Raw genomic sequence first — 19,709 nt, forward strand, 5'->3', positions numbered from 1 at the left:
CGTACGGCTACTCGCTCGGCACCACATGCCGCTCCTCGGCGAAATGACAGGCCGAGGCATGCTCGGCCGGGCCCGACGTCTCCCGGAACTCCCTGGGTACGTCCAGGGGCGGTACAACCTCGGCGCACAGCTCCTGGGCCTTCCAGCAGCGGGTGCGGAAGCGGCAGCCGGAGGGCGGGTTCGCGGGTGAGGGGACATCGCCCGCCAGCAGGATGCGGTCACGGTGGGCGCGGGCGTCCGGGTCGGGGACGGGCACGGCGGACAGCAGGGCCTGGGTGTACGGGTGCGTGGGGTGCTCGTAGATCTGCTCGTCGGTGCCGGTCTCGGCGAGCCGGCCCAGGTACATCACCGCGATGCGGTCGGAGATGTGCCGTACGACGGACAGATCGTGGGCGATGAAGACGTACGACAGCTCGAACTCGTGCTGCAACTGCTCCAGCAGATTGACCACTTGGGCCTGGACGGAGACATCCAGCGCGGAGACCGGCTCATCGGCGACGATGATCTCCGGGCGCAGCGCCAGGCCGCGGGCGATCCCGATGCGCTGGCGCTGACCGCCGGAGAACTGGTGCGGATAGCGGTTGATGAACTCGGGGTTGAGCCCGACCACCTCCAGGAGCTCCTGGACCTTTCTGCGGCGGTCCCGCTTGGGGGCCGCCTCAGGGTGGATCTCGTAGGGCTCGCCGATGATGTCGCCGACGGTCATCCGGGGGTTCAGGGAGGTGTAGGGGTCCTGGAACACCATCTGGATGTTGCGCCGTACGGCCTTCAGGGCGCGGGCGGAGAGCTTGCTGATGTCCTCGCCGCGGTAACGGATCTGACCGGCCGTCGGCCGTTCGAGGCCGACCAGCAGCCTGGCGACGGTGGACTTGCCGCAGCCCGATTCGCCGACGATGCCGAGCGTCTCGCCCTGGTGGAGGTCGAAGGAGACTCCGTCGACGGCCTTGACCGCGCCGACCTGCTTCCTGATGAGCACACCCCGGGTGAGCGGGAAGTGTTTGACGAGGTCGCGGATCTCCAGGATCGGGGTCCCCGGGCCGGCCGCCGGGCCGCCGCCGTCACCGTGCGCCATCAAGGGTCTCCTTCCAGAAGTGGCAGGCGCTGGCCCGGCCGGGTCCGGCCTCGTACAGCGGCGGCAGATCGGTACGGCAGACGTCCTGGGCCAGTGGACAGCGCGGGTGGAAGGGGCAACCGGGCGGAATGGCCGTCAGGTTGGGCGGCAGGCCCTTGATCGCGTACAGCCGCCGGCCCTTCCGGTCCAGCCGCGGGATGGAGTCCAGCAGTCCGCGGGTGTACGGGTGGGCGGGCGCCCGGTAGAGCTGGTGGACGGGGGCGGTCTCGACGATCCGGCCGGCGTACATCACCGCGATCGTGTCGGCGACATCCGCGACCACGCCCAGGTCATGGGTGATCAGGATCAGCCCCATGGTCAGCTCGCGCTGCAGCTCGGCCAGCAGATCCATCACCTGCGCCTGGACGGTGACATCGAGCGCCGTGGTCGGCTCGTCCGCGATGATCAGGTCCGGGCCGAGGGCCAGCGCCATCGCGATCATGATGCGCTGGCGCATCCCGCCGGAGAACTGGTGCGGATAGTCGCCCACCCGCTCCCTGGCCGCCGGGATACCGACCCGCTCCATCAGTTCCACCGCTCTGCCGCGGGCGTCCTTGCGGGACATCCCCTCGTGGACCTGGAACATCTCCCCGAGCTGGGCGCCGACGCTGAGGACCGGGTTCAGCGCGGACAGCGCGTCCTGGAAGATCATCGCCATCTTCGCGCCGCGGACCTTGCGCCGTTCGTCCTTGCGCAGGGTGAGCAGATCGCGCCCCTGGAAGACGATCTCGCCGCCGGTGACGAAGCCCGGCGGCGAGTCGAGGATGCCCATCACGGCCTGGGCGGTGACGGACTTGCCGGAGCCGGACTCACCGAGCACCGCAAGGGTCTGTCCGGGCGTCACGCGGTAGCTGACGCCGTTGACGGCCTTGGCCACGCCGTCCCGGGTACGGAACTCGACCCGCAGGTCCCGCACGTCGAGCAGGGCCGTACCGGGGCCCGTGGACCGCGCGTCCTCGTTCGTCATCTTCCCGCTCCTCAGCGCAACTTGGGGTCGAGGGCGTCGCGCACCGCGTCGCCGAGCAAGATGAACGCCAGCACCGTGATGCTCAGCGCTCCCGCGGGCCACAGCAGCATGTGCGGCGCGGTGCGGATGTAGGTGGAGGCCGTGGAGATGTCGATGCCCCAGGAGATCGTGGGCGGCTTCAGGCCCGCGCCCAGGTACGAGAGCGTCGCCTCCAGCGCGATGAAGGTGCCGAGGGCGATGGTGGCGACGACGATGACCGGCGCGACGGCGTTCGGCGCGATATGCCGCAGCAGCAGCCGTCCGTTGCCCGCGCCCAGCGCCCGCGCGGCCTGGACATAGTCGTTCTGTTTGGCGGTGACGACGGAGCCGCGGGCGATACGGGAGATCTGCGGCCAGCCGAGCAGCACGATGAAGCCGACCACCGGCCAGACCGTGGTGCTGGTGACCATGGAGAGGAACACCAGACCGCCGAGGATCACCGGGATGCCGAAGAAGATGTCGGCGAGCCGGGAGAGCAGGGTGTCGCCCCAGCCGCCGAAGAACCCGGCCAGCCCGCCCAGCAGGCTGCCGAGCAGCGCCGCACCGGTCGTGGCGCAGACGCCGACGGTGATGGAGGCGCGGGCGCCGTAGACGACCCGGGTGTAGACGTCCCGGCCCTGGGTGTCGAAGCCGAAGGGGTGGCCGGGCTGGGAGCCCTGCTGTGCCTTGGCGAGGTCGGCGCGGTAGGGGTTGCCGGTGGCGATCAGCTGCGGCCAGATCGCGATGACCACCAGAAAGACGATGACCAGTGCGGAGAGCACGAAGACGGGGTTGCGCCACAGGTCGTGCCAGGCGTCGCTCCACAGGCTGCGCGGCTTGCCGAGGGGTACCCCGCCGGGCGGGCCGGCGCCGGGCGGGGCCGCACCGGGCCGCCGCTCCAGCGACTCCGCCTCGCCGATGGCCAGCGCGGCGGACCCGCCGTCGCCGTGGCCGATGGCTTCCTTGGGGACGTAGGACTCAGGCATAGCGGATCCTCGGGTCGAGGACGGCGTACAGCAGGTCGACGAGGAGATTCGCGAGGAGGAACACCAGCACCAGGATCGTCACGAAGCCCACGACGGTCGGCGAGTTCTGCCGCAGGATGCCCTGGTAGAGCTGGTAGCCGACGCCGTGGATGTTGAAGATGCGCTCGGTGACGATCGCGCCGCCCATCAGGGCGCCGATGTCGGTGCCGATGAAGGTGACGACCGGGATCAGCGAGTTGCGCAGCAGATGGCGGGTGATGACGCGGTGCCGGGGCAGCCCCTTGGCGAGGGCCGTACGGACGTAGTCGGCACGGGCGTTCTCCGCGATCGAGGTCCGGGTCAGCCGGGTCACATAGGCGAGCGAGACCAGCGCCAGCACCAGCCCCGGCAGCAGGAGTTCGTTCAGCGGCGCCTCGGGGGCGACGGACGGCGCGGCCCAGGCCCACTGCACCCCGAACAGGAACTGCAGCAGATAGCCGCTGACGAAGGTCGGGATGGACACCACGACGAGGGTGAGGACCAGCACCGTGGTGTCGATGTCCCGGCCGCGCCGCAGCCCGCTGAACACCCCGAGCACAATGCCCACGATCATCTCGATCACGATGGCGACGAGGGTCAGCCGCAGCGTGACGGGAAAGGCGGAGGCCATCAGCGCGGTGACCGACTGGCCGTTGAACGCGGTGCCGAAATTCCCCTGGAAGATCTGCCCCATGTAGTGCAGATACTGCTTCCACAGCGGCTCATCGAGGTAGAGCTCGCGGCGGATCTGGGCGGCGGTGGCGGGGTCGGGTGCCCGTTCGCCGAACATCGCGGCCACGGGGTCGCCGAGTGCGTACACCATGAAGAAGATGAGGAAGGTGCTCCCGATGAACACCGGGATCATCTGGAGCAGCCGCCGGATCACATAGCGGCCCATGGCACACCGGCCTTCCTCGCCCCACGGCCCGTTGGCACGGTCAGTTGACCTTGATCTCGTTGTAGACCGGCACGCTGAACGGATTCAGGGAGACATTGCTGATCCGCTCCGAATAGCCGCCGCTGCCGTTCTGGTACCACAGCGGAATGGCCGGCATCTGGGCGGCGAGGATCTTCTCCGCGTCCTGGAAGGTCGCGACGGCCTTCTTCTGGTCCGTTTCCGCGTTCGCCTGGTTCACCAGCTTGTCGAAGGAGGCGTTGCTGAACTTTCCGTCGTTGGAGGAGGCGTTGGTGTAGTACAGCGGCTGAAGGAAGTTCTGGATCAGCGGATAGTCCATCTGCCAGCCCGCCCGGAACGGGCCGCTCATCCGCTTGGCCGTGATCTTGTTGCGGAAGTCGGCGAAGGTGCCGACCGGGGCACCGACACACGCCTGGTCCTCTCCCAGCGACTTGTTGATGCTGTTGCAGAGGGCGTCGATCCAGTCCTTGTGGGACCCCGTATCTGCGTTGTACGCGAGGGTGATTCGGCCGCCGGGGAGACCGCCGCCCTCCTTGACCAGCTGCTTTGCCTTCGCCGCGTTGAACTCGCAGGCCTCGCCGCACAGCCCGGCCTTGTAGCCGCCCTCCGGCCCGAGCACCGGCGAGGTCCAGTCCGTGGCGGGCGTCCGGGTCTTCTGGAAGATCTCCCGGGTGATCTGGTCCCGGTCGATCGCCATCGACAGGCCCCGGCGCACCTTCTCCGCGCCCGGCCGCGCCCATCGCTTGTCGTACATGGGAAAGGCGAGGGTCTGGATGATCCCGGCCGGCTGATTGATATAGCGGCCGCCCAGATCCGCCCGCACATTCTTGAGCTGTGCGGCGGGCACATCGTCGACCAGATCGAGGTTGCCCGCCTGGAGATCGGTATAGGCGGTGTTGTTGTCCGTATAGACCCGCAGATCGATACCGCTGTTACGCGCCGGATCGTCCCCCGGATACTTGCCCCACTTCCGCATCCGCAGCACCGACCCCTTTTCGTAGGAGTCCACGGCGTACGGCCCGTTCCCCACCGGCTTCTCGATCCAGGCGTCATGGTCCCGGAAGAACGACTGCGGCAGCGGCATGAAGGCCGAATAGCCCAGTGTGTCCGGCCAGCTGGAGAACTTCTGGTTGAGCTTGACGGTGAAGGTCTTGTCGTCCTTCACCACCAGCCCCGACAGGGTCTTGGCCTGCGGGTTCCCCTTGTCCGGATGCACCTGCGCAAAGCCGTCGAGGTACTGGAAGAACGGTGCGTTCTTCTGCTTGTTGCTCAGCAGCGCGCCATAATTCCAGGCATCCACGAAGGACTTGGCGGTGACCTTCTCGCCGTTGCTGAAGGTCCAGCCGCCCTTCAACTTCACCGTGAAATTCTGCGAATCCTTCGTCTCGATCCGGTCCGCGATCACATCCTCCGCGGCACCCGTCTTCGGGTTGTAGCGCTTGAGCCCGCGGAACAGCATTTCCAGGACCTTGCCGCCCTGGACCTCATTGGTGTTCGCCGGCTCCAGCGGGTTCTGCGGATCCCCCCAGGAGGCGCTGACCACACCGGAACGGCTCGCACCGCTCCCGCCCCCGCACGCCGTGGCCACGAGGGCGACGGCGACGGCGTATGCGCCCCACTTCGCGCACGTGGCTCTCCGCATGACGCCTCCTCAGTCCGGATCACGCCTAGGGCCACATAAGACCGCATAGCCGGACGTACCGCACTCCGGCGGCGTCCGCCACTGCTCCGGAAACCTGAGAAACCCCTCGGATGCCCGATCGGGGAGGGAGAGGGAGCGCCGCCCTGGGGCGCCCCCTGGAGATCCCTATATGTGGTGCACGGACTCCACCGCGAACAGTCGCGGATCGAACGCCTCCGCCAGCGCGGCGGCCTCCGTCATGTGCTCCTGCGCGGACGGATCGGCCAGCATCGCCCGGAAGTGCCCCTCGCTCTCCCACTGCGCATAATTGACGACCCGTTCACCGTCCGCGCTCGCGTGGATGTTCGCCGAGATGAACCCCGGCCGGTCCTTCATCGTCTCCTCGGTGGCCCGGCTGAGCACCGCCACCAGCTCCGCCTGCCGCTCCGGCAGGACGGTGAACACATTGATGAGCGTGGCGATCCCGCGCCCGGTCTCGATCTTCGTAGTAGCTGTCATACCGCCAGTCTGCCGCCGACCACTGACAACGCAGCCGGCCTGCGACGACACAGCCGGCCACCCACGACGAAGGGCGCCCCTCGCACAGAGGGACGCCCCATCGCTTCAGGCCGGGCTTCCGGCGGCAGCCGTTACCGCTTGGCGCGGGACGCGGTGCGGCCGCGCTCCTTCTGGTCCAGGACGACCTTGCGGATGCGCACGGACTCCGGGGTCACCTCGACGCACTCGTCGTCGCGGCAGAACTCCAGGGACTGCTCCAGCGACAGCTTCCGCGGCGGCACGATCGCCTCGAACGAGTCGGCCGAGGAGGAGCGCATGTTGGTGAGCTTCTTCTCCTTGGTGATGTTCACGTCCATGTCGTCGGCGCGGGAGTTCTCGCCGACGATCATGCCCTCGTACACCTCGGTGCCGGGCTCGGTGAAGAGCACACCGCGCTCCTGGAGGTTCGTCATCGCGAAGGCGGTGACGGCACCGGAGCGGTCGGCGACCAGCGAGCCGTTGTTACGGGTGGTGAGCGTGCCGAACCACGGCTCGTGGCCCTCGTGGATCGAGTGCGCGATACCGGTGCCGCGGGTGTTGGTCAGGAACTCCGTACGGAAGCCGATCAGGCCACGGGACGGGACGACGAACTCCATGCGGACCCAGCCGGAGCCGTGGTTGGACATGTTGTCCATCCGGCCCTTGCGGACACCCATCAGCTGCGTGACGGCGCCCATGTGCTCCTCGGGCACGTCGATGGTCATGCGCTCGACGGGCTCGAAGGTCTTGCCGTCGACCTGCTTGGTGACCACCTGCGGCTTGCCGATGGTCATCTCGAAGCCCTCGCGGCGCATCTGCTCGACCAGGATGGCCAGCGCCAGCTCACCGCGGCCCTGCACCTCCCAGGCGTCGGGACGCTCGGTCTCCAGGACGCGCAGCGAGACGTTACCGATCAGCTCGCGCTCCAGGCGGTCCTTGACCTGGCGGGCGGTGACCTTGCGGTCCTTGACCGCGGCCTTGGCGTCCGCGCCCTTGCCGGTGCCGCCCCGGCCGACCAGCGGCGAGGTGTTGGTACCGATGGTCATGGAGATCGCCGGCTCGTCGACGGTGATCAGCGGCAGCGCGATCGGGTTCTCCGGGTCGGCCAGCGTCTCGCCGATCATGATGTCGGGGATACCGGCGACCGCGCAGATGTCACCCGGGCCGGCCTTCTCGGCGGGCTTGCGGGTGAGCGCCTCGGTCATCATCAGCTCGGTGATGCGGACGTTGGCGATGGAGCCGTCCCGCTTGATCCACGCAACGCTCTGGCCCTTGGCCAGCTCACCCTGCTCGACGCGGAGCAGCGCGATACGGCCGAGGAAGTTGTCCGCGTCCAGGTTGGTGACGTGCGCCTGGAGCGGGGCGTCCGCGTCGTACTGCGGGGCCGGGACGGTGTCCAGGAGCGTGGTGAAGAACGGCTCCAGGTTGGTGCTGTCGGCCGGGACGGTGCCGTCCACCGGCTTGGTCAGCGAGGCCACGCCGTCACGGGCGCAGGCGTAGACGATCGGGAACTCGATCTGGTCCTCGTCCGCGTCCAGGTCCAGGAACAGGTCGTAGGTCTCGTTGACGACCTCGTCGATCCGGGAGTCGGGGCGGTCGGTCTTGTTGATGCACAGGATGACCGGCATCCGGGCCGCGAGGGCCTTGCGGAGCACGAAGCGGGTCTGCGGCAGCGGACCCTCGGAGGCGTCGACCAGCAGGACGACCGCGTCGACCATCGACAGACCGCGCTCGACCTCGCCACCGAAGTCGGCGTGGCCGGGGGTGTCGATGATGTTGATCGTGATCGGGTCCCCGCCGTCCTTGGGGTGATACTTCACCGCCGTGTTCTTGGCGAGGATCGTGATGCCCTTCTCACGCTCCAGGTCGTTGGAGTCCATCATCCGGTCGTCGAGCTTCTCGGCGGCGTGCTCGGCGAAGGAACCGGCCTGCTTGAGCATGCCGTCGACGAGGGTGGTCTTGCCGTGGTCGACGTGGGCGACGATGGCTACGTTACGAATGTCGTGACGGGTGGGCATACTGGCGGCGCTTCTCCCGGAATCGTGGGTGGCGACGCGTCCATTCGGTACGCGCGCCCGCCGGGCATAACGAAGCCACGGCCTCACCCCATCGTACGGGGCCGCGGCAGCAATGGCCGCCGCGGCCCGTACATATGCGCTATGACCTGCAGTTTCTTACCTTTTATTCGCCCGGACTCCACCCCTACTTCTGGTAACCGATGTCCTGGAAGCGGGGCGTGGCGAAGCCGAAGGCACCGACGTTGGCGAGCGACTTCTTCGTGGCCACCAGCTCGGGCCGCTGGTAGAGCGGGATCGAACCGGCCGCTGCCCAGATCCGGGCGTCGGCCTGCGCCACCAGCGTGTGCGCGGCGCCCTCGTCCAGCTCGGAGGCCGCCTGGTCGAAGAGCTGGTCGATGTGGTCGGTGCCGACCCGGGTGTAGTTCTGCTCGACGGTCAGCGAGCCGTCGGGCGCGGGCTGCGGCTTGGCGTAGATCGGCCGGGCGTCGGTCGCCGGGTAGGCGGTGCCGGGCCAGGAGTACAGCGCCAGGTCGTAATCACCGCCGGCGATGTGGTCCTGGAAGTAGCTGGCGTCGGAGACCCGCTGGAGGGAGGTCTGGACGCCGATCTTGCCGAGCATCGAGGCGATCCGCCGTCCGACGGTGCGCAGCTGCTCGGAGCCGGCGCCGTCGGGGACCACGAAGCGCAGTGTGAGCGGCTTGCCGTTCTTCTTGACGGCGGCGACCCGGGACGCCTTGTCACCGGCCGGCTGCGGTGCGGCCGCCGCGTCGGCTGCCCGCTCGACGGCGGCGTGCCGGGCACCCGGGTGCCCGCCGGACCCCGGCAGCTGCGGGGCCTGTCCGGTCTCGATCAGCTCGGCGGCGCCGAGTGCCTGGGCCGCCCGCTTCTTGTACCGCTTGTACTTGGCGTACGCCGCGGACGTGGTGTCGCCGTCCGCCTCGGCCTTCTCGCTGGCGGCCGCCTGCTTGTAGAACGAGGCGCTCTGCCGCAGCAGGGCGGACTGCTGGACCTCCGAGCCGACCGCGCCGGTGAAGGACAGCGGGGCCTCGGCAGCGGCGGGCCGGTCGCCCCGGCCGGGCGCACCGGCGTGACCGCGGCCGGCGCGGGCGGGGTTGCGGTCGTCGGAGTCGCCGTCCGGCAGATCCTCGGCGGACCCGTCCCCGTACCGGTCACCGGCGTAGCGGCCGTCCGACCGCTCGTCGCCGTCCTCGTCCGGGCGTCCGTCGGGCGCCGGTGCGCCCGCCTTCTGGCCGGCCTGCTGGTGGTCGGCGCCGCCGCTCTTCCAGCCGGCGTCCGCGAGCAGCGCCTTGGCCGCCCCGGCGTCCTGGTCGCCGAGCGCGTCGCTGTGGTCCGCGTAGCCGTACTGCCCGGCCATCAGCAGATGGCTGCCGAGCGGCTTGGACGGCAGGTCGAGCGGCTTGAGCACGGTGTCCGCGAGCGCCTGCCGGTCGAGGGCACGGGCCACCGCCCGGCGCACCCGGTCGTCGGCCAGCGGCCCGCTGCTGCCGTTGAGGGCGAGCTGGGTGTAGGCGGGCTCCAGCGCCTTGCGGATGGTGTAGCCGCGCAGTACGGCGTTCTCCGCGGCGGCCTTGGCGTCGGTGCGGGCGCCGGCCCGCTCCCCGTTGCCCTGCGGGCCCGCGTGGCCCTCGGCGGCCGTCCTGGGCGAGCCGGAGCCGCCCGCACGCCGCGCGGAGGCGACCCGCTTCGCGGCGACCTGGTCGACGGCGGCGACATCGACGCTCCCCTCGGCCAGCGCCGCGGCCCGCTTGTCACCGGGCAGGGACTGCAGCACGATCCGCTTGAGCTTGGCGGGCGCGCCCCACCACCTCGGGTTGCGGACGAGCAGGACGCGCCCCTCCTTGGCGTCCCGCTCCTGGACGAGGAACGGGCCGGCGCCGACCTTGAGCTGCTCGCGTGCGCCGTCGTTGAAGGCATTGGCGCTGCCCATCACGCTCTTGGGGTAGAGCGGTGTGAACAGGGACCGCCAGTCGGCGTACGGGCGGGCGAAGGTGACCTTGACCTCGTGGGCGTCCGCCCCCTGCTCGACCTTGCCGATCCGGTCGTAGCCGGCGTTGCGGGCGGTCCAGTACGCGTTGTCCTTGCCGCGCAGCGCGGTCCACTGGGCGACGAAGTCGGCGGCGGTGATCGCCCTGCCGTCGCTCCACCGCGCCTTGGGGTTGATCTTGTACGTGACGACCTGCTTGGGGTCACGGGTGCTGACGTCCGCGGCGTCGAGGAAGTCCTCGTTGCGCTGCGGTCTGCCGCTCGCGTCGATGGTGAACATGCTGGGCAGCACCGCACCGGCGATCCGCGCGGTGGTCGCATCGGCGTCGGACTGGAAGGCGTTGAGGGTGCCGGGCATCGCGTCGACGGCCCAGCGCAGGGTGCCGCCGTTCTTCAGCTCGCCGCGGGGTGCCGGGGCGATGTCCTGGGACGCCGCGACGGACGCCTCCCTGGCGTCGTCGCTGCATCCGGCCAGGGCCGGCAGCGGGAGCAGCACCCCCGCCGCGATGAGCGCGGCACAGCGGCGTCTGCGGCACACCGCGCGGCGGCCTGCGGGGTGGTCGTGGTCGGTCATGACGGTTACCTCCGGGCTCGCCCGCGCCGCGCCGAGCACCGCCTGGGGCCTGACCGGCGCACCACGTTCGGCCGACTTTGCGGCTCATCACATCTATGGCACCCCTACTGAAAGCGACCACGCCCGGACCCGCGGCCCGACACGGCGGCCACCGCGCCAAGGCCACTCGCCCGGCCCAATACCGGGCCCCCGGGGCGGGTCACAGCGGGGTGCACGAGGGTGCGGACAGCCCGCCGCCCGGCCCGTTCTCGCATCAGCGTTCGACCTACGCCGGGGCGCATGGTTGCCGGAACGCACCGGTTCGAGTCGTAATCACGCTGGACCCCTTCCCAACCCCTACTGTGACGCGCGACACTCTCGGGCGCATGAGATCGCCCACCACACCTTCAAAAGTGAGGGCACGTTATGTCCCTACAGGACGCAATGACGGCGGTTGAGCGCAGCCTGGACGACCTGGTCCGGTCGGTGGGGAAACTGGAGACGCAGCTCGGGGCCGGCCTGGACATCCGCCGGGTCCGCACGGACACCGACCATCTGCGCGAGAGCCTCACCCTGCTGAAGCAGAGCGTGGCGGCCGCACCCCCCGTCCACCGGCGCACGCCCGAGGTCGAGATGGTGCCGATCTCCGACGCCCCCTACAACTCCGCGCTGTGGACCGACGCCCAGGACGAGGGCCTCGGCTGCCGGAACGGCCACGCGCCCTAGGGGAAATCCCCTGGTGGAGGCCCCCTAGGGGGTGGCTTCGCCCCACTCAGCCCCTACCCCGTTGCCGCCCCGGCGGAAGCATTCCGGCCGGAGCGCCCTTCACGGAGACCGACGTTGGCCACTGGCACCGAACCCTCATCGCAAGCGGGCGCAACCGGCGTGCACGCCTCCTCGCGCGCCGCCATCCCCGCCCGTCATCTGCGCACCGACCGCTGGTGGCTGGCGCCGGCCGGCACCGCCGCCGGGCTGCTCGCGTTCATTGTCTACTCGACCTGGCGGGCGTTCGCGAACGCCGACTACTACGCCGCGCCCTATGTCTCGCCGTTCTACTCGCCGTGTCTGGCGGAGAACTGCCACACCATGCGCGGCGGCCCCAACTGGGATCTCGTCGGCAGCTGGTGGGGCCTGTCCCCCGCCCTGCTGATCCTGATCTTCCCGCTGGGCTTCCGGCTGACCTGCTACTACTACCGCAAGGCCTACTACCGCGGCTTCTGGGCCTCGCCGCCGGCCTGCGCGGTCGCCGAACCGCACAAGAAGTACACCGGCGAGACCCGCTTCCCGCTGATCCTGCAGAACATCCACCGCTACTTCTTCTACTTCGCGGTGCTGGTGGCCGGCGTACTGACCTACGACACCGCGCTGACCTTCCGTGACGAGCACTACGCCTGGGGCCACATGGGCCTGGGCACCCTCATCTTCCTCGTCAACATCGCGCTGATCTGGACGTACACCCTCTCCTGCCACTCCTGCCGGCACATCATCGGCGGCCGGCTGCGGCACTTCTCCAAGCACCCGGTGCGCTACCGGATGTGGGGCTGGGTCGGCAGGCTCAACGAGCGGCACATGCTGCTCGCCTGGTCCTCGCTGATCAGCGTGGCCGCCGCGGACTTCTATGTCTTCCTGCTGGCCAGCGGGGCGTTCACGGACCCGCGCTTCTTCTGACGACAACATCTCCTAAGGAAAGGTGTGCCCCCTGATGGCGCATGTGGACCGGCAGGCATGGGACGTGGTCGTGGTGGGCGCCGGTGGCGCCGGACTGCGGGCCGCGATCGAGGCCCGCGAAGCCGGTATGCGGACGGCCGTGATCTGCAAGTCCCTCTTCGGCAAGGCCCATACGGTGATGGCCGAGGGCGGTATCGCGGCCAGCATGGGCAACGCCAACGAGCATGACAACTGGCAGGTCCACTTCCGGGACACCATGCGCGGCGGCAAGTTCCTCAACCAGTGGCGGATGGCCGAGCTGCACGCCCGGGAGGCTCCCGACCGGGTGTGGGAGCTGGAGACCTGGGGCGCGCTCTTCGACCGGACCGCGGACGGCCGGATCTCCCAGCGCAACTTCGGCGGCCACGAGTACCCGCGCCTCGCGCATGTCGGCGACCGTACGGGCCTGGAGCTGATCCGCACCCTCCAGCAGAAGATCGTCTCGCTGCAGCAGGAGGACGAGAAGGAATACGGCGCGTACGACGCCCGGTTGAAGGTCTTCCAGGAGTGCACGGTCACCCGCGTCCTCACCGAGCCGAACAGCGGCTCCGCCGCGGGGTCCGGCCGGGTGTCCGGCGCCTTCTGCTACGAGCGGGAGTCCGGCCGCTTCTTCGTGCTGGAGGCGCCCGCCGTGGTGCTGGCCACCGGCGGTATCGGCAAGTCCTTCAAGGTGACCTCGAACTCCTGGGAGTACACCGGCGACGGTCATGCGCTGGCGCTGCTGGCCGGGGCACCGCTGATCAACATGGAGTTCGTGCAGTTCCACCCCACCGGCATGGTCTGGCCGCCGTCGGTGAAGGGCATCCTCGTCACCGAGTCCGTCCGCGGCGACGGCGGGGTGCTGCGCAACAGCGACGGCAAGCGCTTCATGTTCGACTACGTCCCGGACGTCTTCAAGGAGAAGTACGCGGAGACCGAGGAAGAGGGCGACCGCTGGTACGAGGATCCGGAGAGCAACCGCCGCCCGCCCGAACTGCTCCCCCGTGACGAGGTGGCCCGCGCCATCAACTCCGAGGTCAAGGCGGGCCGCGGCTCCCCGCACGGCGGTGTCTATCTGGATGTCTCCACCCGGATGCCGGCCGAGGTGATCAAGCGCCGGCTGCCCTCGATGCACCACCAGTTCAAGGAACTGGCCGATGTGGACATCACCGCCGAACCGATGGAGGTCGGCCCGACCTGTCACTACGTGATGGGCGGGGTGGATGTGGACCCCGACACCGCGGCGGCGAACGGCGTACCGGGTCTCTTCGCCGCCGGCGAGGTGGCCGGCGGGATGCACGGCTCCAACCGTCTGGGCGGCAACTCCCTCTCCGACCTGCTGGTCTTCGGCCGCCGGGCCGGGCTGCACGCGGCCGAGTACGCAGCGTCGCTGGCCGAGCGGCCGGCGCCCGATCCGCTGCAGATCGACGCGGCGGAGGCGGAGGCGCTGCGCCCGTTCAGCGCCGAGGACACCGAGGACGCCGTGGGCGGCGACCGGGTCCCGGCGGAGAATCCGTACTCCCTGCACCAGGAGCTCCAGCAGGCGATGAACGACCTGGTCGGCATCATCCGCAAGGAGAGCGAGATGTTCGAGGCCCTCAAGCGGCTGGCCGATCTGCGGGTACGGGCCCGGCGGGCCGGAGTCGAGGGACACCGGCAGTACAACCCGGGCTGGCATCTGTCGCTCGATCTGCGGAACATGCTGCTGGTCAGCGAGTGTGTGGCACGGGCGGCGCTGGAGCGCGAGGAGAGCCGGGGCGGGCACACCCGCGACGACCATCCGGCGATGGACCGGCACTGGCGCCACATCAACCTGGTCTGTGAACTCGCCGATCCGCAGGGCGATTCACGGGCGGCGGACCCGGCACTGGGCCAGATCCGGCTCTCCCGCCGCGAGACCCCGCCGATCCGCCGCGATCTGCTGGAGCTGTTCGAGAAGGACGAGCTGGCGAAGTATCTGACCGACGAGGAGCTGAGCCGGTGAGCCAGGCGCAGACAGAGCAGCAGTCCGGGACCTACCAGGCGCACTTCCGGGTGTGGCGGGGCGACGCGGACGCCGGGGACCTGGCGGATTTCACGGTCGAGGTGCACGAGGGCGAGGTGGTGCTGGACATCATCCACCGCCTCCAGGCGACCCAGGCCCCCGATCTCGCCGTGCGCTGGAACTGCAAGGCGGGCAAGTGCGGTTCGTGCAGCGCGGAGATCAACGGGCGGCCCCGGCTGATGTGTATGACCCGGATGTCGGTCTTCGACCGTGCGGAGACGATCACGGTCACCCCGATGCGGGCCTTCCCGGTCGTCCGTGACCTGGTCACCGATGTGTCCTTCAACTACAGCAAGGCCCGCGAGATCCCGTCGTTCGTGCCGCCCCCGGAGCTGGCGCCCGGTGAGTACCGCATGCAGCAGGAGGACATCGGCCGCTCACAGGAGTTCCGTAAGTGCATCGAGTGCTTCCTGTGCCAGGACACCTGCCATGTGGTGCGCGACCACGAGGAGAACAAGGCCGCGTTCGCCGGTCCGCGCTTCCTGATGCGGATCGCCGAGCTCGATATGCACCCGCTGGACGCGGCGCCGGAGTCCGGTATCGACCGCAGGGCCACCGCCCAGGACGAACACGGCCTGGGCTACTGCAACATCACCAAGTGCTGCAGTGAGGTCTGCCCCGAGCACATCAAGATCACCGACAATGCGCTGATCCCGCTGAAGGAGCGCGCCGCGGACCGGAAGTACGACCCGCTGGTGTGGCTCGGGAACAAGATCCGGCGGCGCAGCGAGTGACCCGGCGGGCGCCCGCGGGGGCCGGTGCCAGGCCCGGCCCCCGCGGCGCCCCGCGCCGGCCCGTCCGTGTCTCAGAACAGGCTCAGCAGGGCCTCCGCCGGATCCACCGCCGTCGACTCCCCGTCGGGCAGGGCGAGTTCGAACCACACCGTCTTGCCGCGCGGGGTGCGGCGGCTGCCCCAGCCCTCGCTCAGCAGACCGACCAGCTGGAGTCCGCGGCCGCCCTCGTCGGTGTCGCGGGCACGGCGGCGGCGCGGCTGGGCGAGATCGGCGTCCCAGACCTCGCAGACCAGCGAGCGGTCCAGCAGCAGGCGCAGCCGGATCTCGCCGTGGCCGTGCCGCAGCGCATTGGTCACCAGCTCGCTGACCAGCAGCTCCGTGGTGTCGACCAGGTCCTGCAGGCCCCAGTCCGTGAGCTGGTCGCGGGCCAGTTCCCGGGCGCGGGCCACCGAACGCGGCTCCGGCGCCAGATTCCAGTCGCCCACCGCGTCCTTGGGCAGCCCGTGCACCCGCGCCATCAGCAGCGCGATGTCGTCCTCGCCGTGCGAGGTGTCCAGGGCGTTCAGGACGTGGTCGCAGGCGTCCTCCAGGGGACGGTCGGCGCCCGAGAGGGCCATACGGAAGGCCCGTAGCCCCTCGTCCAGCGGATGGTGGCGGGACTCCACCAGACCATCGGTGTAGAGCGCGAGCAGCGCACCGTCCGGCAGCTCGACCTCGATCTCCTCGAACGGCTCCCCGCCGACCCCCAGCGGCATCCCCGGGGGGACGTCGAGCAGCAGCGCGTCCTCACCGTCCTCGACCAGCACCGGCGGCAGATGCCCGGCGTTGGCGAACGTACAGCGCCGGGTGACCGGGTCGTAGACGGCGTAGACGCAGGTGGCGAGGTAGACCTCGGAGAGGTCGGCGGTACGGGCGGAGCGACCCGTCTCGGGCGTGCCGTCGGCGGTTCCGGACCGGCCGCGGGCGGACCGGGCGGTGGACCTGCCGTCGCCGTCGCCGCCGAGCCCGCGGGCGATCTCATCCAGCGCCGAGAGCACCTCGGCCGGTTCCAGGTCCAGCAGTGCCAATGTCCGGACGGCGGTGCGCAGTTCGCCCATGGCCACGGCGGCGCGCAGTCCGCGCCCCATGACGTCGCCGACGACCAAGGCCGTGCGGTGGCCGGGGAGTTCGATGACATCGAACCAGTCGCCGCCGACCTCGGTGGCGGTGGTGCCGGGCAGATAGCGGCAGGCGATGTCCAGGCCGGCCGCCTCCGGGTCGCCGGGCGGCAGCAGACTGCGCTGCAATATCAGTGCGCGTTCGTGCTCCCGGCGGTAGAGGCGGGCGTTGTCGATACAGACCGCGGCGCGCGCGGCCAGCTCGACGGCGAGCGCGGTGTCACGCTCACCGAACGGCTCACTGCCCTTCGTACGGGAGAACTGCACCAGCCCGACGACGGTGTCCCTGGCGACCATCGGGACCGCGAGGGTGGAGTGCACCACCGCGCCCAGCTCCGGCCCGTCGTCGCTCTCCCGGCCCGGGATGATCTGCGCATGGGCGGTCCGCAGGGCGCCCGCGCAGGGGGAGTTGAAGGGGTAGCGGTGGACGGCGCCGACGGCGACCGGGCCCGGGGTGTCGCCGAGGACACCGGGGGTGGTGGCGAGCGGGGCGTCCGAGACGGCGCTGGCGAAGGCGACCCGGCGCAGCTCGGCGCTGCCGTCGCTCATCCCGGGCGGGGCCTCGTCACCGGACAGCAGGCCCTGGTAGAGGTCCACCGAGGCCAGATCGCAGAACTGCGGTACGGCGACGTCCAGCAGCGTGCGGGCGGTGGTCTCCAGATCGAGGGAGTTACCTATCCGGGCGCCGGCTTCGTTGAGCAGGGCGAGGTTACGGCGGGCGTTGGCGGCCTCGCGCTCGGCCCGGCGCCGGCCGGTCACATCGGCGGCGAGCGCCGCGACCCCGATGGGGCGGCCACTGGCGCCGTGCAGCCGGTAGAGCGACACCGACCAGCGGCGGCGGTCCTCGTCGCCGGACGCCAGACCGATCAGCTGCATCTCGGCGACCGGCTCACCGGTGTCCAGGACGCGGCGCAGCGCCGCGGTCATCCGCTCGGCCTCGGACCGCGGCAGGAAGTCGTGCGGCCCGCAGCCGCGGTACTTGCTCGCCGGGCCGCCGAAGACCGAGGCGAACCGTTCGTTGACCCGCAGCAGCTTCAGGTCCGCGCCGAACAGGGTGAAGCCCATCGGAGATTGACCGAAAACGGCCTGCGAGGCGGCGAGATCGGTCTCGATGCCGCGCAGCGCCCGGACATCGACCACCAGACAGACCGCGGCGCGCTCACCGTCCTCGTTGCGCGACGGCATCACATAGATCTCGGCGAGCCCGTGGGCCTCACCGTTCGCCGCCCTGCGGTAGGGCACCAGACCGGTCCACTCCCGGCCGTCGAGGATCTCGGACACCTTGCGGTGCCCGGTCTCCCGCAACTCCCGCGGGACGAACGCCTCGACGGGGTCCTTGCCGAGCGCGTAACGGGCGGGGATGCCGAGCATCTGCTCCGCCCGCTCGCTCCACTGCTCGATCCGCCCGTCGGGGCCGAGCGAGAAGGAGGCCACGCGGATGTAGTCATAGATCGATCCGGGCCGGCTGCTCTGCCACACGGGCGGACCTTGCAGGTCGCGCGCGTACGGACGGCCACCTGGGTCGCCGGGGCTGTCCGCACCGCCCTGCCCATCGGCCTGTGCGGGTTCTGCCCCGCCAGATGACATCTCGCTCACGAGCCCCGTCCCCTCCAGCTCATCGTGCCCGGACCGGACCAGCCTGAGTATCCAGCACCCCGGCTATCCGGAACACGGTCTTCACGATCACAGCACAGTCTCGATCGCAGTCCATCGACAAAATGTCGATGGAATGGCAACGATCAGGACTTCATCTGTCTCCTAACCAGCCACAGACAGCTCGAACCACACTGTCTTACCGCTCTTTCCGCGCCGGGTCCCCCAGCGCCGCGAACTGCATGCGACCAGCTGCAATCCACGGCCTCCCTCGTCGTCGGGAGCGGCGTCACGCTCCTGCGGCGGGTCGGGCAGCGGATCGGAGACCTCGACGAGCAGCCCGTCGGAGCTGAGCAGCACCATACGGACGCCGATCGGCCCGCTGGCATGGCGCAGCGAGTTGGTGACGAGCTCACTGACGAGTAGTACGGCCATATCGGCGGCGCCGTTCAGGCCCCAGTCGTCCAGCACCCGCCGGACCACCGTGCGGGCGGTGCGCACCGCTCCGGGGTCGGCCGGAAAGCTCCATTCGGCGGTGGCGGAACCGGCGGCCTTGCTGCGCCTGCGAGCGCTGCCGGAGCCGGGCTCAGGGACCCCTGCCGCTGCGCTCTCGCTCACGCCGATCACATCCCAGCACGATGGCATCCCCGTCGCCTTGCCTGCATCGAGGGGGTCAATCAGGACATACCCGGTATCCCACCCCACATATCGCCTGCGGCGGTGCACTGTGGCACAAATGAAACATATTGCTGCGGCGGGGGCGGACGGCCGAGAGGGCCGGACGGCCGCGCGCGACGGAGCGGCCGGACGGCGCGGGGCGTGAGTGGGGGCGGACGGTCCGGGCGCGCGGACAAGGCGAATGGTCCCGGTCCGGGCGGGGAAAGGCGTGCCGTCCGGGCGCGCGGACAGGGGCGGATGGTCCCGGTGCGGACGGGGCGGGGGTGCGGCGAGGCGGACGGTACGGGTGCGGGCAGGACGGACGGGGCGCGCCGGTCAGGGAGGCCCGGTGCGGCTCGTTACGGCCGAACGCCCGTCGCCCCGGCCGTGGCCGCCAGCCGGCGCATCGCCTCGGCGACCGCCGGGCGGTCCTGGTCCAGCCAGTCGACCTGGTTCTCCTCGCCGGGCAGCAGCCAGCGCAGTTCGTCGTGATCCTGCAGGGGCCGCGGCACCCCGGACACCAGCCGGGCGGTCCACACCTGCAGGACGTAGCCGGGGCGCAGCACCCACTCGCCCGGAATCCGCTCCAGGACCGCGGCCTCGACACCCAGCTCCTCGCGCAGCTCACGCTCCAGCGCCCGCTCGGGTGTCTCGTCGTCCTCCACCTTGCCGCCGGGCAGCTCCCAGCGGCCGGCCAGCGCGGGCGGTGCGCTACGCCGTGCGGCCAGCAGCCGCCCGCGCTCACACACCGCTCCGCCCACCACTACGCGCACGGTCGTCATGCGCGGCAGCCTACGTCCCCCGCCCTTGTCCCGCTTCCCGCCCGCCGTCCCTCAGGTCGCCGCCCGGTCGGCCCTCTCGACCACGTACAGCTGCTGGCGGCCACGCGTCTCAAGCCGGTCGGCCACCCGCTCCGCCTCCGCTCGGGTGGCATACCGGCCCACGCGATAGCGGTTGCCCCCTTCGTCCTGGCGGATGACGAGCCAGGGGAGCACGGCTCCACCTTCGGTCATAGCGCCCCTCCGTCCGCCGGGTAGCGCGCTGTCACGCGCCCCTTGTCTGCTGATGCCGAAATCGCAATCCGCATAT

General features: G+C 70.3%; 16 protein-coding genes. 4 read left to right on the forward strand and 12 right to left on the reverse strand.

Annotated features, from left to right (window positions below):
* Nucleotides 1-7: 7 nt before the first annotated feature.
* From AB0C46_RS21640 to AB0C46_RS21675, 8 genes are all read right to left on the reverse strand, one after another.
* Entirely contained in the window at nucleotides 8-1,072 is a 1,065-nt protein-coding gene (locus tag AB0C46_RS21640) for a dipeptide ABC transporter ATP-binding protein (protein ID WP_362829586.1), read from the reverse strand.
* Complete coding sequence (locus tag AB0C46_RS21645) at nucleotides 1,059-2,078, reverse strand: ABC transporter ATP-binding protein (protein WP_362829587.1); 1,020 nt, start codon at nucleotides 2,076-2,078, stop codon at nucleotides 1,059-1,061. Before AB0C46_RS21645 ends, AB0C46_RS21640 begins: the two co-directional genes overlap by 14 nt.
* Nucleotides 2,079-2,089: 11 nt before the next feature.
* Nucleotides 2,090-3,082, reverse strand: coding sequence for an ABC transporter permease (locus AB0C46_RS21650; protein WP_362829588.1), 993 nt, complete (start codon nucleotides 3,080-3,082; stop codon nucleotides 2,090-2,092).
* Nucleotides 3,075-3,998, reverse strand: a complete 924-nt coding sequence (locus tag AB0C46_RS21655) for an ABC transporter permease (RefSeq protein ID WP_362829590.1) — start codon at nucleotides 3,996-3,998, stop codon at nucleotides 3,075-3,077. Before AB0C46_RS21655 ends, AB0C46_RS21650 begins: the two co-directional genes overlap by 8 nt.
* 40 nt (nucleotides 3,999-4,038) lie before the next feature.
* On the reverse strand, nucleotides 4,039-5,658 hold the full coding sequence (locus tag AB0C46_RS21660) for an ABC transporter substrate-binding protein (protein WP_362829591.1): 1,620 nt from the start codon (nucleotides 5,656-5,658) through the stop codon (nucleotides 4,039-4,041).
* Nucleotides 5,659-5,823: 165 nt separating this feature from the next.
* Nucleotides 5,824-6,156 (reverse strand): antibiotic biosynthesis monooxygenase family protein, encoded by a 333-nt coding sequence (locus AB0C46_RS21665; RefSeq protein ID WP_362829592.1) that lies wholly within the window; start codon nucleotides 6,154-6,156, stop codon nucleotides 5,824-5,826.
* A 131-nt stretch (nucleotides 6,157-6,287) separates the two neighbouring features.
* Nucleotides 6,288-8,192 (reverse strand): translational GTPase TypA, encoded by a 1,905-nt coding sequence (gene typA, locus AB0C46_RS21670; protein WP_362829593.1) that lies wholly within the window; start codon nucleotides 8,190-8,192, stop codon nucleotides 6,288-6,290.
* A gap of 184 nt (nucleotides 8,193-8,376) precedes the next feature.
* Entirely contained in the window at nucleotides 8,377-10,770 is a 2,394-nt protein-coding gene (locus AB0C46_RS21675; RefSeq protein ID WP_362829594.1) for an ABC transporter family substrate-binding protein, read from the reverse strand.
* Between the two features lie 405 nt (nucleotides 10,771-11,175).
* Here AB0C46_RS21675 and AB0C46_RS21680 point away from each other — a divergent pair, with 405 nt between their 5' ends.
* The 4 genes from AB0C46_RS21680 to AB0C46_RS21695 all read left to right on the forward strand — a co-directional run bounded on the left by AB0C46_RS21680 (nucleotide 11,176) and on the right by AB0C46_RS21695 (nucleotide 15,213).
* Entirely contained in the window at nucleotides 11,176-11,475 is a 300-nt protein-coding gene (locus tag AB0C46_RS21680; protein ID WP_362829595.1) for a hypothetical protein, read from the forward strand.
* Nucleotides 11,476-11,589: 114 nt separating this feature from the next.
* Nucleotides 11,590-12,417 carry a hypothetical protein gene (locus tag AB0C46_RS21685; RefSeq protein ID WP_362829596.1) on the forward strand — a complete coding sequence of 276 codons (828 nt, stop codon included), beginning with the start codon at nucleotides 11,590-11,592 and terminating at the stop codon, nucleotides 12,415-12,417.
* A 34-nt stretch (nucleotides 12,418-12,451) separates the two neighbouring features.
* A complete protein-coding gene (locus AB0C46_RS21690) occupies nucleotides 12,452-14,419 on the forward strand; it encodes a fumarate reductase/succinate dehydrogenase flavoprotein subunit (RefSeq protein WP_362829597.1) in 1,968 nt (655 codons plus the stop codon).
* The gene (locus AB0C46_RS21695) at nucleotides 14,416-15,213 is read left to right on the forward strand and encodes a succinate dehydrogenase/fumarate reductase iron-sulfur subunit (RefSeq protein WP_362829598.1); all 798 of its coding nucleotides are present in this window, start codon (nucleotides 14,416-14,418) and stop codon (nucleotides 15,211-15,213) included. The genes AB0C46_RS21690 and AB0C46_RS21695 overlap by 4 nt, the downstream gene beginning before the upstream one ends.
* Before the next feature lie 71 nt (nucleotides 15,214-15,284).
* Here the strand turns inward: AB0C46_RS21695 and AB0C46_RS21700 are convergent, their stop codons facing one another.
* From AB0C46_RS21700 to AB0C46_RS21715, 4 genes are all read right to left on the reverse strand, one after another.
* The gene (locus tag AB0C46_RS21700) at nucleotides 15,285-17,849 is read right to left on the reverse strand and encodes a SpoIIE family protein phosphatase (protein ID WP_362829599.1); all 2,565 of its coding nucleotides are present in this window, start codon (nucleotides 17,847-17,849) and stop codon (nucleotides 15,285-15,287) included.
* A gap of 279 nt (nucleotides 17,850-18,128) precedes the next feature.
* On the reverse strand, nucleotides 18,129-18,590 hold the full coding sequence (locus tag AB0C46_RS21705; RefSeq protein WP_362829600.1) for an ATP-binding protein: 462 nt from the start codon (nucleotides 18,588-18,590) through the stop codon (nucleotides 18,129-18,131).
* A gap of 389 nt (nucleotides 18,591-18,979) precedes the next feature.
* On the reverse strand, nucleotides 18,980-19,402 hold the full coding sequence (locus AB0C46_RS21710; RefSeq protein WP_362829601.1) for a (deoxy)nucleoside triphosphate pyrophosphohydrolase: 423 nt from the start codon (nucleotides 19,400-19,402) through the stop codon (nucleotides 18,980-18,982).
* 51 nt (nucleotides 19,403-19,453) lie between these two features.
* Nucleotides 19,454-19,633 carry an SPOR domain-containing protein gene (locus tag AB0C46_RS21715; protein WP_362829603.1) on the reverse strand — a complete coding sequence of 60 codons (180 nt, stop codon included), beginning with the start codon at nucleotides 19,631-19,633 and terminating at the stop codon, nucleotides 19,454-19,456.
* Between the last annotated feature and the right edge of the window lie 76 nt (nucleotides 19,634-19,709).

This window comes from Streptomyces sp. NPDC048637 (assembly GCF_040650675.1).
GTDB lineage: Bacteria > Actinomycetota > Actinomycetes > Streptomycetales > Streptomycetaceae > Streptomyces.